Here is a 14,544-nt window from a genome sequence, read left to right on the forward strand (position 1 = left end):
TGGGAAAGTTTTAAACACGGTCGCCAAGCGCTGATGAGTTGCCAGGTGCTGAATGCGCGCTGGAATAAACAAAGCATCTGCTGTGTGCGACGGGTTTATCTTCCTTTCATGGAGTTTTGAGTCATGTAGTACCAATCCCTCGGGCGTGTAGGAAGTTTCCGAAGGCGCGTCAGTCAGCTGTCAAGCCAGATACTCCTCCAATCGCTGATCCAATTGCTCCATAGCCTGCTGCAAGTTATCCACCGCTTCGGTCAGCAATGCCGAGTTCAGCCCCTTGCAGGCGGTCTCCAGTTCTTCACAGGTATGGATTAGCCGTCGGGCCTTGATGATTCTCGCCCCACCCTTGACCCGATGGGCAAGGTCTCCCAGACCGGGGAGATCATGTTGGGTAAACAGTTGCATCAACCGCGACATATCTTGCTGATTGCTGGTTGCGAGGTCTTGGAGCAGACTCTTGATCGAAGCTGCGTCGCCACGGCTGAGTTGTTCGAGGCTAGTCAGGTCAATATCGTCGAGGGTTTCGCGACGCTCTTCCTCGGTGGGCACAGGCACAGTGTCAGGGGCCAGGGGAGCGAGCCGCGCACTGAGGTCCTGGAGGCTGATGGGTTTAAATAGGCAATCGTCCATCCCTGCCTCGATGCAGCGGTCTTTCTCTTCTGGCTGGGCATTGGCAGTCAGGCCGAGAATCAGCCCCGGTTGTAAGCCCCTGGCGAGTTCCTCGTCCCGAATCGCCCGCGCTAGTTTGTAGCCATTCATCAGCGGCATGTTGCAGTCAGTGATCACCACGTCGAAATGTTGACCTCGCCAAGCACGTAGCCCGTGGGCGCCGTCTTCTGCGTCGGTAACCCGGTGACCGAGATAGTTGAGTTGCTGCGCCAACAAAAGGCGGTTCGCCGGGTAATCGTCGATTACCAAGATATTCAAGACCTGTGGTGTAACGGGCTGAGTTACATCAGCAGCGGCCGGCTCCTCCAACGTCATTAAGGTTGGCAAGCTGACCCGCACTTCCACTTGAGTGCCCTGTCCCAGCACACTGCTGAGCACCAAGGTGCCGCCCATCATTTCGCTCAGTGTGCGGCTGATCATCAAGCCCAACCCCGAACCGCCCCGGGCTGATTGTGCGTTGTTGCTCGCCTGGGCAAACGGACTGAACAGGCGCTGCTGATCTTCATTGGAAATACCTATCCCAGTGTCCTCGACCCGCAGGCACACCGCCAGGCGCTCGTCATTACTGTTTGGCTCGGCAACGACCCGCAGGTGCACCTGCCCTTCGCTGGTGAACTTGATAGCATTGCTCAACAGGTTGGACGCGATTTGCTTGAAGCGCAGCGGATCAACCAGCACATCACGGTTTACGGTGGAGTCGAGGTCGAGGATCAGGCGCAATTGCTTCTGTCGCGCCAGCCCCTCGAAAATCCGTACCACCGACTCCAGTAACTCACGCAGGTTGGCGCGTTCCGGAGCCAGCGAAAGCCGACCGGATTCGATACGAGCAATGTCGAGGATGTCGCCGATCAGATCCAGCAAACCCCGGGCGGCTCCGGATGCGACCTCGATAGAAAACCGGTCCATAAAGCCTTGATCGGCCTTTTTTAGGGCCAGTTCCAGCATGCCGATGATGGCGTTCATCGGTGTGCGAATTTCATGGCTCATGGTTGCCAGGAACGTGGTCTTGGCACGGCTGGCATCATCGGCGCCTTCCTTGGCCTCACGCAACGCTTCAAGCAAATGCTGGCGCTCGCTGATGTCGATCCAGCCACCGATCATGCCAGTGACGACGCCATCGCTGTCACGATACGGTAGCATCCAGTGGTAAATGGTCAGTACATTGCCGGTCCGCATGGTCAGGGAGCGGTCCTGCACTCTCGGCACTCCCTCCTCCATGACCTGCAAGTAGTCTTCGTGGTAAGCCGCTGCCTCGCTGGCATTCTTCAGCACACCTTCCACCACGGTTTTACCGAGCACTTCTTCGCGCTCCACGCCAAACACAGAGAGGTAGCCGCTGTTGCAAATCATCAGGCGGGCCTGGCGGTCACGCACGTAGATCGGATGTGGCGTGCCATCGATCAATACCCGCATGAACTCCATCTGGTCATTTAGGGCCAGCTGCGCTTGTTTGCGCTGGCGCATCAGCATCCTCAGGTAGGCGATCCAGCCTAGAGCTACCACCAACAAAACGACCGCTATAGCGAAGCCCTCCAGGATTACCGTGCGATTACGCAGCCAATAACTCTCATCTACAGCAATTTCGCTGCGCCAGCGGTTAGTCACCTCGTCCATTTCTTCCGGAGGGATACTGAGCAGGGCTTTTTCGAGGATCGAATACAGTTCCAGAGAGCCACGAGGAGTGGCGAACGCGGTGAGCGCTGATTGAGTGCCGACGGTGCTGGTTACGCGCAATTGGTCACGGTACTGGCGAGAGATCATGTAGTGCGCAGTGATCAACGAGTTGACCGCGGCATCTGCTTGACCATTGGCCACCAGGGCCATCGCCTGCTGGGCATTGCTCGCGTCTACCAGGATGATGTTGGGGTACTGCTCGATCAACAGGTCACGCACCGGGTTGCCATGAATCAAGGCCAGGCGCTTGCCGGCCATCTCGTCCAGTGTCGCCGGGCTGCCGGATGCATTACGGCTGACCAGAACGTAGGGAGTGTTTAAGTAGGGCCGGGTAAAACGCAGCAACCCTTCGCGTGCGGCACTGGGCGTTAGGGAGATCAACAGGTCAGCCTTGTCAGTCCTGACCTGCTCGAGCATTTGCGCCACCGAGTGAGTGCGCTGAATATCGAACTTCAAACCTGTACGCAGGGCGACCTTGGCCAGCACATCCGCGCTAATACCACGGAACTCACCCTCCTGATTGAAGAACGAAACTGGCAGGTAGGTCTCATCGATCGCCACACGCAGCCGTGGATGAGCATTCATCCAGCGCTGCTCATTGGCGCTGAAATTCAACACCGTGCGTCCTGGCATGCTGGCGCCGCCGGCGCTCCAGCGGCGCAGGATGGTCATGCGTTCAACGGAGGGAATCGTCGCCAGGGCGCTGTTGATAATGCGCAAGAGGCGCTCATTACTACGGTCCAGGGCAAACGAAAAGTTACTGACTTCCATGCGGGAAAAGTCAGCGAGCTGCACGTTGTTCAGGTAGTTCTTATTGATCAGGTAGTGCGCGCTGATGGAGTCGCCCAGGTACACATCGGCACTACCAAACGCCACGGCGCCGATCGCGCTTAGGGTCGAGGGATAGAGCTGCAAGGTGGCCTTGGGGTAAAACGCCTTGACGGCCTCGGGAGGCAGGTAGTGATACAGCATGGCGATTTTCTTGCCTGCCAGGTCCGGCGTCAGGGCCTGGCTGTTGGCAACCTGGGTGACCAGAGTTGGTTGGTCCTCGGCGTACGACGTCGACATCAACAGGTCGGCGTCGGCTTCCTCATAGCCATTGGAGGTGCCCAAGAAGTCCACGCTGCCATTCTTCAGGGCCTGGATCACCTCGGCACGGGACGCAAACCGGCGCACCTCGATGGGGGTGCGCAACAGCTCGCTCAACAGTTGCGCATAGTCCGCAGTTAGGCCCTCATAGTCATGGCCGTCACTGGTGATACCAAAGGGCGCATAGTCGGGCGCGGAGGCACCAAGCACCAGCACGCCCTTGCTCCTCAGCCAACTCCAGTCCTGTTCCGATAGGGAGGCACCGTAACCCTCCACATGTGAGCGGCCCAGTACTTGATAGGTTTCTACCGGCCCATCAGCCAGAACCGTGCCGTTAAAGGTGCCGACCAGCACGATTGCCATCAACCATCTACGCAAGGATGTTCTCATTCAGACCAGTTTATTGCGTTTGGCAAAGTCGGCGAGGTACACCACCGATTTCACGTTGAGCTTTTCGATCAAGCGAGTTTTGTAAGTGCTAACCGTCTTGTTGCTGAGCAACATCGTGTCAGCAATTTCCTTATTGCTCAGTCCTTGAGACAGCTGTTGCAGGATCATCAGCTCTCGGTCAGACAGTTTCTGGATCAATTCTAGGTCAGTGGTCTCGGCATCACTTCGCCGCACCGAACTACTGGCTAAATTGGGAAAAAAGGTATAACCGCCCATTACCGCCTTGATCGCCTTGACCAGTTCGCTGAGGTCGTTGAGCTTGGAGATATACCCCGCGGCCCCGGCTTTCATACAGCGCATGGAATAGAACAGCGGTGACTGGGAGGTCAACACTACAATCTTACACTTGAGACCCAAGGCACATATCCGCGCGATGACCTCCAGCCCGTCCAGCTTGGGCATAGCAATGTCCAGCACAATTAAGTCTGGTTCATGTTCCCGCGCCAGTTGCAACGCGTCCGCGCCGTTATCGGCCTCGCCCACTACCTCAAAGCCCTCTCCCGTCAGTAGCATTTTGACCGAGGAGCGAATAAAAGGATGATCGTCCACAACTAAGGCTTTATGCATAGGAGCTCCTGTGTGACACACCAGATTCAGCCGCTGACTAAAAATATATGGCGTAAAAGCCATGGCGAAACTGACCTGTCTACGCGTCGTTTAAAATACACGAACGCTATTCAATTGTAGGAAATTTATAAAACTTACAGCACTAATTGATGGAAGCCTCCAAGCCTGCTTCATGGGCCTCGATCCAAGGCAAAAGCCGGTAGCCCTCCATCGGCCGAGCCAGATAAAACCCCTGGCCAAACTTACAACCCATTTTCGTGACTGTGTCGCGAATGCGCTGACTACTGACCCCTTCAATCACTAGGCTCATATCCAGAGACTGAGCCAATGCTAGCGTGCTAGCAATCATCGCTTGGCTGCGAGGCTCGCGTATATTTCGGACAATCTCGCCATCAAGCTTGAGCTGATTGAACGGCAGCTGGCATAGCAACCTGAGGGACGAAAAACCCATACCAAAATCATCGACGGAGAGGCCGCAGCCCGACATCCGGAGACGCAGCAAGTTGTCCTGAATTCGTGGCGAAATATCCAGCAAACCGTTTTCCGCCAATTCGAACATCAAGGTATTACCTGGAAAGTCATGTTGTCCCAGAGCCCACTGAATATGCTCGACCAACTGATCGCTGATGAGCTGGGAAGCATGCAGGTTGAACGAGAGCTCCAGTTGCACCTCTTGCCGACGTAATACCCCTAAAAGATTCAGGCCCTGCTCCAGAAGTTGCTTGAACATCTGGTCGATCAAGTCATAGGCCATGACAGCTGCGAGAAAGTCCGCCGGCAGTAGCAGGCCCTTGGCGGGGTGCTCCCAGCGAGCTAAGGCTTCAACTCCAGCCAACTCGCCGGTATCCAACTCAAATTTGGGTTGGAACCAGGCACGAAACTCACCGAGTGCTAATCCGCGATGGATCTCCTCTTCACTGGGCAGAGGCAGGACCGATGGTTGGAGGGCAGGAGGGGCACGTCGATGGGCATAACGATGAAGCATCTTGCTAAGCGCACTGATTTGCACCGGTGGTTTCATGACCCCCAGCAGTTGTAAACCTGAGAGCGAATCCATCTGCTCCAAGGAGCGGCGAAGCTCCGGCCTTAGTTCGCTACACAATGCCACAGCACGCACCATGCCCGACCGGGCAGCGCTCCGCAGGAAGCCTAGGCAATCCAAGCTGCGGTCCGCCAGATCGCATAGCACGATGTCGACACCACCTGACTTCTGAATCTGCTCCAGGGCCTGTTCGCCATTACTCGCTTGAACCACATCGCGCACGCCTAAGTGATCAAGCATTTTGATCAAGACGCTGCGCTGGAATCGTTGGTTCTCCAGAACCAGGACGCGGGGGTGGGCCATGCTTATCAACCACTTTCAGGTACGAAGAATCTGATAGTGGACGTGAGCAGGCTGAGTAAAGGAAGGAAATGGCCTTATGTTGTGTAGGAAATTTCCCAAGCAGCAAGGCTCCCGTTAACTTCGTGGATCCTGATGTAGCTAGGGTGGGCGGCGATACGATTGAGGTTGGGGCGAGAGTGAATGTTTTTGACCGAAATCGGCCAATTCAAAAACGCAATGAGAGATCAATAACTGCTTTCATCAGAGATTTTCAGATCTGAGTCTCGCTAAGCCTTGCTTGATGTGGCCTGCGTTTTCGCTAATCGTATGCAAAGCTCCTCGGACATTTTCGCCCTTCTCGCTTGATCCCTGCTTCTCTGCATGGAGTATCAACTCCATTAGCGCCGCCTCCAGTGCTAGCTGATTTTGATACATCCTTTCAAGTAGGTCTGACAAAGCCTTCGATGCGCGCGACCTTGGTATGGTGGGGATGTGATGCCATTCTGTTGAAAGCTTTCAGCTAGTAGAAAGGTTTGTCGGATCGCTACGGATTGCGCGCTCATGATTAACATCGACCTTTGTCAATACGACGAAAGGCACGATAAAGCTGTGACTGGTCTGTGTAGCGGCGTTCTGGAGCAAGCCCCTTGTACTGGTAAGCGCATGACCTGCGCTCAACCGCTCTTGGCCGATTGCTGCCCGTCACTAGCGGCAGAAATCGGCCAAAAGCTGCCGTCGCATGCCTACGAAACCAGGTGTTCGGTCCACGAACTGCTGGGGGCAGATTGAATACGGCGTTTACATTTAAGGTCACGGGCACGATGTCATAGGCTATGGGTCGACTCCAACCGGCCGAGAGTTAGAGGCTCGGTTTGGATCTAGTGTTATCCATAGCTTCGGTCCGGAAATCAGGTTTTTCCAAGCTGAACGAATGTCAGTAACAGTTGCTTTATTAACAACTTCAAGAAGCTCTTGGCGCGTGCTAAAACTGTAGTCTAGTCGTGATATGTCCGTCCAGTAACCCTCAGTCATTTCCATTAACCCACCGTGATCAAGTTTCAATTTATTAGATGCCCCGCTTTTCAACTTGTTGAGCTGTGTGTCATCCAATTCACAAAACTCTCTATCTAGCGAAGCAAGGAATTCCAAAACTTTAGACTGGATATCGCCACTTCCATAATTGCTAGACTGTATTGATAATATTAAGGCTGGTTTACGCCAGTCACTGCTCGGATATGCAGAAACCGCATAACCTATTTGCTGCTGGGTTCTTATCTTTTGAAAAAAACGGCTAGCAACAAATTGACTGATCAGCATTGAATGGGCCTGCGCGCTGAGCGTACTGCTCGAAAAAGGCACATATGTAATAAGTACGCTATCGTGAGATGATGAACGGACACGAATGGGCGGTAAATTTTCGTCTAAAGTGCGAGGGCCGGAGTAAACAAAATAGCGGGTCCGTGCTGTGGTTTTCAAAACCTCATGAATCATAGACCCTGTTTTCCGGGCGGTATCCAAGGATAAATTGCCTACAACTAGGGCATCTGAATGTATATCTTCTAGCCATCTATCACGCCAGCGATTAAAACTGTCTATCGAGGCTTTATTGAGTTCAGAAAGGCTTTCATTAGATGGCCAGTTTTCGGGGTATATTGCAATTCGCAGAGCATCATTTGCAGCAGCTAAAGGCATCTTACTCTCTTGAGACCTCCAATACCGCTCCATACGAGCCACGACAGTATTGAACTCATGACGATTTATTGGCTCATTCATTAACGTCCGCAACACCTCCTGCAGGAGCAGATCCTGGTGCTGACGCAAACCATGTAGGCCCACCTCGATACCCTGCTCAGCTATTTTTATTTCACCGAACAAACCTGCGTAAGATGCCTGTTGAAGAACATTTTGCATACGGTAATTCAGCCAAGTTATAAGCAATGCAAGATTTACATGGTCCTCCAGGCCCACTTCAGAATTACTTTTTATAGAAATTCTCCATGCAGTCATCGGCATATTGAACTCTTTTTCGGGGCGATACCAAACTCGGGTTCCAGATTTATTAAAAATTGACAGCGGTTCAGATTCGTTAACGTCAACCAGATTCAAATCATCCACAAGGAACGGATTTTTTTTAGGAAGAGAAAATGTGTAGATTTGAGTATGACTAGGCAACGTGGTGTCTTGTTGGATACTGTAAGGTACATCTAGCCATTTAGAGACGTGATCGGTCGGAGCGGCCTGCGACTCCCATACCAACAGAGTATTGCTAGAGGCCATATCCGACAACAAAGAATCAATCCTTTGGGGGGCGATACCATTCATTCGAAACGGCCCATACAACCAGTCCTCAGGTTCATAGCGGCGCATATTGCTTACTAATGACCTAGCCATAGCCAAGGGGGGCTTTTTCTCTTTATACAAAAAACGTTGCTTGCTCAAAGCAGCGAGCTCATCATATCTCCAACGATCTAAACCAGCCGTTCGAACTAACTCAATGGAGTCATAGATAGCCTCTTTGATAGCGCTAATTTCTGGAGGAGCACCGGCAGCCATCTCGATATGGACACCTATTATAGATTGATTTTTGCGCCACTCCATCACGTTAACACTAACCTGTTTCGCCAACCCATGTCTCTGTAGCTGAGATTGCAAGCCCCCCTCGTTTTTTGCATTGAGCAATGAGAGTATAAAGTTAAGCGGCTTGCTGAACTCATCTCCGGCCTCATTTCGAACAGTAAGAATTAACGTTAGCTTGTTCCGTGAATCTTTTGGCTGCACATGTACGATTAGCGGCTCGGCATTTTTTTTCCACAAGTCGATATGATCGGGTGTGGGCAAATTTAAGCCACTATTGAAGCTCAGAAAATTATGCTCGACTAAATGCTGAAGCTCATCTAGAGACTGGGGCCCGCTTACAACTAATTTTATCCTTTCCGAAGAATAGTAGAGCTTGTGAAACCTTGCGACTTCACTTGCGATTTTCTCGGAATCACCACCTAACGTTTTTAAGTTCCCGATTCGAAAGCGCGCCCAAGAATGACGCGGACTAACGGCATTGCCAACTGCTTCCAGAAAACGAAATTTTTCATTGTCTGAGAGCATCCGATATTCTGCATCAATAGCCTTTCGTTCAGACTCAACGTATGTTCTATCAAATAATGGCTCACTCAGAGCAGCAGCCAGATGGGCCATTGCTACGGGTAGCGCTGGTGCTGGAACATGAAAATAATAATCTGTATATTGCCTATTGGTTTTAGCGTTAAAAGTGCCTCCAACAAGGCCCATTAATTTGGAGATTCCATTAGGATCAGGGTAGCGCCTACTGCCTAAAAAGACCATATGCTCGGTAAGGTGCGCCAATCCTGGTAGAGACTCAGGGTCCTGATCGCTACCTGCATTTACTGTTATCGCAATAGCTGACTTAGTTGCAGCATGATCATTCACAAGTAAAGCGATAATGTTATTCTGTAACCGTATCGACCGGTAGTTATTTCTGTCACTCGGCGACTTTATAGGTTCCGGTAATATCTCACCTTTCGCGCCTGCACAAAGACATACTAAAAAAATGGAGAGCAGATAAGTGTGCGCCCTAAAATTCATGTAAAATCCGCCAGTTAAAATCCAGATATTTATCACCACTGAAAAACAATAGCAGGCCATTATTTGAGCGATAGATCACACATGTTGCTCTAGCTCAGAATTTTTTTCACCCAAGCAGATAACTGCACTAAAATATTCAACAATTTCAACCCAGCTTCCGAACATTACAGCTTTCCGAAGTCGGATCTCATATCCTCCTCGGGAAAAAAAGTTAATTTCTGCTAACGGGATGTATGCATCCCCTTTTAAACCACAAATATAGTTAAATAAAATCCTTGAGATTCTTCCATTACAATCGATAAATGGATGGCATGCGACAAAAGAGATCGATACCATGATAGCTAATAGCAACCGCGACCCCCTCCAATTATCAATGCACTTTTGTATTGATTTCAGAGTGCTTGGTATACTTTCAGGCGAAGGGTATTTAATTCGAACATGATGACTATCTGAATTAGTATAAACGTCCACAGCGCGAATTTCAGAAGCAGCACCAGATAGTTCTGAGGCTATGGCTAGAATAGTATCTATTAATTGTAAAGAGCAGTTTTTATTAAGGTAATCAGAACTTAAGTGGGGCAAGACAGTTAGGATTTTCTTTTCCTCGACAGCCCGCATCGATGGGTACTCTGTATGATTTCTATCAGCATAATATTTGCTCAGATAGTGCTCAAAGCTATAGTCTTGGCAGACTGCTACTGATTTTGCGACTTCAAGCGAATCGGGCCATTTTGCGGATCTAGCTAAAGGTAGGACTTCCGCTGCATGTAGTAACAAAGGCAAACTGCCCAACGCGTCCCAATTAACTGAGTTGGGGTCCAAAGGTTTCCATGCAATGGTATTTAAAGTACGAATAATCACTTTTTTGCATGCTCCACTGGAAAGATAAAACAGATATGTTCTACCTCCGTTTTTGACTTGGCCTTGAGAAACACTATTACAATAATTGTTCGTTTGGAAAGTTGAGTTGCTACTTATCCACTCCTTATCGTCTACTGCAATGCAAGACAGAAAACTAATAATATCTAAATCCACAGACCAATAGCTTAGGAGCCATCTAGAATAAGACAATCTCTGAACCGATGCATGGCTCACTGCAGTGAGCCATGCATTTGAGTCAAAAGCTAACGGTGTCCCCCGGGGACACGTCCCCAGGATCGTGCGCCATGCCGTCATCTGGATGTTCACCTGGATCGTGAGATATATCATCCCCCCAATTTTCATCCGCTCCGTTGGTATCATCACCCCCAGATACCAAAATGAGTTCTTCTGCTGTCAATTCACGCATCTTTATATCCTCACGTAATATATAAATTAAAATTGATATTCCATCTGAGTATATTTGGTTTTTACCTCCTCGCCGTATATTGATGAATTAAGTATCTATAGATTGAAGGCCACAATAGAAATTGCCCACCAGGTTAAAGTCTATTTAGGGCATCTAGATCGATCACGCGACTGAAATTATCTTCTAGGTCATCATGAGAGATAACTATTACAGTTTTATCAAGGTTTAATATGTGTTTCAGTATGTTTTTTTTACTATCTAAATCCAAATTGCTAGTTGCCTCGTCAAGCATTAGCACAGGCGCGTCTTCGGCCAGTGCTCTTGCTAATAATATTCTTTGTTTTTGCCCCGCAGATAAAATATTAGCGGCCCCCGAAAGAAGAGTGTTATAACCCATAGGCATTGTAATAATATCATCATGAATACACGCCGCTTCTGCTGCACTAAATACATTGTCAAAGCTTATGTTCGAACGTGAATATATTATATTGTCCAGTATAGTGCCCGATACGATCTGATCGTCTTGCATCATGATGGAAAAATGAGATCGAAATGAATCGGGACCTGTTTCTTCGAGCAGGAAACCGCTTAACATTTGTTTCCCGGAATTTGCCTTTAAATTTCCGCTTAATAAAGAGATTAGTGTGCTTTTGCCTCCCCCCGACTTTCCTCGAAGTAAGATTTTTTCACCGTACCTTATCGAGATATCGCAATTGTACATAATCCATTTCGTTGAAGGTGAATGCCTAAAGCAAACATCTTTCAATGCGATATCGGGTTTCTCAAGCCTGATGCGCCTTCTAAATTGAGTCACTTCAGCTGGGTAACTATATAAATCTTCAAGATTGTCCAGATGATACTGATTTTCGTGCTTGTGGATGAAGTAGTTAGAAATGGAACTCAGATTAACGAAGAACCTTGAGCTAATAAGCAAATATGCAAAAATCCCACCGATGCTTAGGGAGCCATTGGATATTTGGCCTGCAGCTATCACAACGACGAAAATCCTATGCAGATTCAATAACAAATTTAGCAACCCTACGCTTTTTAGTGTGATGCTTTGGGCGGTTGCATCATAATAGTTATAACTAGAATAATTCGCGAAGAACCTTTCTTTGCTTTCTTCCTGAACCCTGGCAGACTGTATCTGCTTTATATTCCGTATCGTGTCTAGGACTATATTATCTGAGCGAGTTTTCATCTTGCTCTTCTGCCGCAACGCATGTCGTTGGTTTTTCGAGATAAATACTACACTCACCCCATACACAATCCCGAATGCAGCTGTGCACAGCGCTAAGTGGATTGAGATAATTGATGATACTATCAGAGCTGCGACAATCAGCCATGCAGCTACAAGTGCCGTACTACGATATTTGTGTTCAAAACTTACAATAGCTAGAAGGGACGTGAACTTCGAAATTATGTTGTTCGATGTCCTCGTTGAAAAAAACGAAACGGGCAAGCTAACGGCTTTCTGAAACGTTTCATATCCTAAAGAGTCTGCTAATGACCTTGCCGTGTTGACAGTGTTTTTTAGATGGATTGTTTGGAGCAGATATTGAATACAGCATAATGCACCAAATAACATCGCAATAACGAACATAAGGTTTTGGTCATTGCTCTCCATTACCTGATCCACTGCTAGCTGAATATAAAAAGGTGATGCTAGCGTAAGGAGCTCTATTACTATGGGTAACACGTAAATCAGCAACGATTTATCACGTTTGAGCCCGGGCTGAAATATGCCTACCTTACGGGCTGAGCCTGAAGCCAACTTACAATCTGCTGTGTAAAAAAGCTCAGTAGCTATACCAGTAAAACTTGCTGAAAACTCACTTCTGTTAAACCGATAAACGCCCTCGGCAGGATCATAAATTGTGAATCTATTTTTACTTGCCTTTGTAAGCACAACAAAATGATTCATGCGCCAGTGAAGAATGCATGGCAACTCTAACGTACGAACTTGTTCCAACTCAAGCCTTAGATGTCGGTACCTGAAACCAATCTTAGATAACAAATCTGACAAGTTCTTTAAATTTATTCCGCGTCCCCCTGTTGCAAAGTCAGCACGCAGGGAGTTAAGTGAAATGTCTACTCCATAGTGCTCGCAGATCATTGCTACACATGCCAATCCGCATTCAGATTGTTCTTGCTGGCGTATGAGCTGAAAATTTTTAATATTCATTTAGTTTTCCTTGCCCCGCCTGTACTACAGAATTTATCAATGGATCAAATATCCATCTGATAAGAGAGTGCTCTTCAAGCATTACTGAGGCTCGACCGGTAAGTCCGTCTTTTTGGTAGTCTATCTCCAGATTCGAGTTGCTAGATTCAATTATCTTTATAGTCGCTAAATAACCGGGCTCTTCGGCTTGCAAACCTAGCGTACGCAATACCTCTTTCGTGCTGGTTACTGTATTATCAATTTGTATTATTTCCGCCTGAGCTGTTCCGAATTTTGTAAACGGGTAAGCATCATATCGCAGAGTGACTTTCTGTCCGAGATTAGCTAATGCAGCTGCTTGCTTAGGTATTAAAATACGTGCAGTCGGTTCTCCTTTTTCTGCTTCAACCACAATAAGGCTGTCCGATTTCCTGATGCTACTTCCCTTTGAAGCACTCACTGCCGCGACGACGCCATCAAAATCGGCGACAATATATGATAAGATTTGGCTTTCAATATCAATCAGCTCTCGTTCAATCTCTATAGCCTCAGATCTATTGTGGTTGATCTGAATTTCTAGTTCATTTTTATATTGCTTTGCCAGGTTGGGAGCTTCAGAGAGAAACTGCTGCTCCTTTATCAAGTTTTGTTTTGCATAATAAGATAAATTGTCGATATTCAAGACTTTATCTTTAAGATCCTGAATATAACTTTCGGCTACAGCGCCCTCAGCCAGCAAATGATTACCTACCACAATTTTTGATTCTAGAATTTTCCGCGCACTGACTAAGCCATGCACTCGGGCCTCCAACTCAGCGGCCCGTAATTCCGAAAATTTAGATTGGAGCCCTAGCTTTTCTATACTAATTTGATAGTTCTGGGAGTTTTTTACAGACAATTCATTTAGCTGTATAAGATTTTGACTAAGAAGATTTCTTTTTTGAAGATTGGTAGAACCGCTCCGTCCGAATTGCTCTCGTGTGTAGGCTATTAGTTTTTGCCCTCGATGAACGAAGTCTCCCTGCTCCACAAATATCTCAGATATCACACCTTCTGATGTAGCCTCAACACGCTGCTTTCCAGACAGTGCTATTGTGATAAAATTTACGTCTACTCTTCTAGTATAGGGTTGCAACAAAATAAAAAAAACACATAGCATTAAAGCTATCGAAGCTGCCCATGGCTTAATACTGCCAATCCTTTCGGATCTTGCTGCGACGCTCGTATTTTCTAATGTGTTGGGTAGAGATTCTTTTCTAAATAACTTCGCTTGATCTTCCATAATCGACATAGCGGTTCCAAATACCAAGATCCCTAAATGACTAACTATCTTAATGGCAGCTTGCTGCGGATTCCTATCGCACTCTTCAACCTTACTGTTGGATATGTTGCAGTATTATGTCCACATGCTTGCGATTGCATTACAATTGAAGATTTTTTGTATCTATGGCCAGGCCAGCATTGTGATTTATTTGATTTTTATGCGTCGAATGTTTTTTATAGCGGCTTAAGGGTAACGTTCATGAATTCGAGTTGCAGTGTTGTATGCAGATAGGATACCTTGGCTCCCTGGAAGCTCTATTAGTTTTTTGGTGAAGATACAATAAATAGGTGGGGTCATGATTAAGCTTTTAATTGTCACTGTGCTTTTGGGAACAAGCACATTGTTTTCTCTGTACGCTAGCGCATTGTCTCCTGAGAGACAGGCCGCTATCGATGCAT

Annotated in this window: 8 protein-coding genes; all 8 read right to left on the reverse strand. The window is 48.1% G+C overall.

The window, feature by feature from the left end; translation table 11 throughout:
- Window positions 1-180: 180 nt before the first annotated feature.
- Window positions 181-3,819, reverse strand: a complete 3,639-nt coding sequence (locus HX824_RS11290) for a transporter substrate-binding domain-containing protein (protein WP_177054546.1) — start codon at window positions 3,817-3,819, stop codon at window positions 181-183.
- Window positions 3,820-4,446: a response regulator transcription factor gene (locus tag HX824_RS11295; RefSeq protein WP_102605778.1), complete on the reverse strand. Its 627-nt coding sequence runs from the start codon at window positions 4,444-4,446 to the stop codon at window positions 3,820-3,822. It abuts the gene before it with no gap.
- Window positions 4,447-4,588: 142 nt separating this feature from the next.
- Window positions 4,589-5,791, reverse strand: coding sequence for an EAL domain-containing protein (locus HX824_RS11300; RefSeq protein WP_256346981.1), 1,203 nt, complete (start codon window positions 5,789-5,791; stop codon window positions 4,589-4,591).
- An 810-nt stretch (window positions 5,792-6,601) separates the two neighbouring features.
- Complete coding sequence (locus tag HX824_RS11305; protein WP_177054547.1) at window positions 6,602-9,370, reverse strand: insulinase family protein; 2,769 nt, start codon at window positions 9,368-9,370, stop codon at window positions 6,602-6,604.
- A 75-nt stretch (window positions 9,371-9,445) separates the two neighbouring features.
- Window positions 9,446-10,405: a Fic family protein gene (locus HX824_RS32905; protein ID WP_157222887.1), complete on the reverse strand. Its 960-nt coding sequence runs from the start codon at window positions 10,403-10,405 to the stop codon at window positions 9,446-9,448.
- An 82-nt stretch (window positions 10,406-10,487) separates the two neighbouring features.
- Window positions 10,488-10,658, reverse strand: a complete 171-nt coding sequence (locus tag HX824_RS11315; RefSeq protein ID WP_157222888.1) for a hypothetical protein — start codon at window positions 10,656-10,658, stop codon at window positions 10,488-10,490.
- Between the two features lie 133 nt (window positions 10,659-10,791).
- On the reverse strand, window positions 10,792-12,843 hold the full coding sequence (locus HX824_RS11320) for a peptidase domain-containing ABC transporter (protein ID WP_134326296.1): 2,052 nt from the start codon (window positions 12,841-12,843) through the stop codon (window positions 10,792-10,794).
- A complete protein-coding gene (locus tag HX824_RS11325) occupies window positions 12,833-14,113 on the reverse strand; it encodes an HlyD family efflux transporter periplasmic adaptor subunit (RefSeq protein WP_177054548.1) in 1,281 nt (426 codons plus the stop codon). The genes HX824_RS11320 and HX824_RS11325 overlap by 11 nt, the downstream gene beginning before the upstream one ends.
- Window positions 14,114-14,544 lie beyond the last annotated feature (431 nt).

The organism is Pseudomonas sp. D4002, assembly GCF_013385665.1.
Lineage (GTDB): Bacteria > Pseudomonadota > Gammaproteobacteria > Pseudomonadales > Pseudomonadaceae > Aquipseudomonas.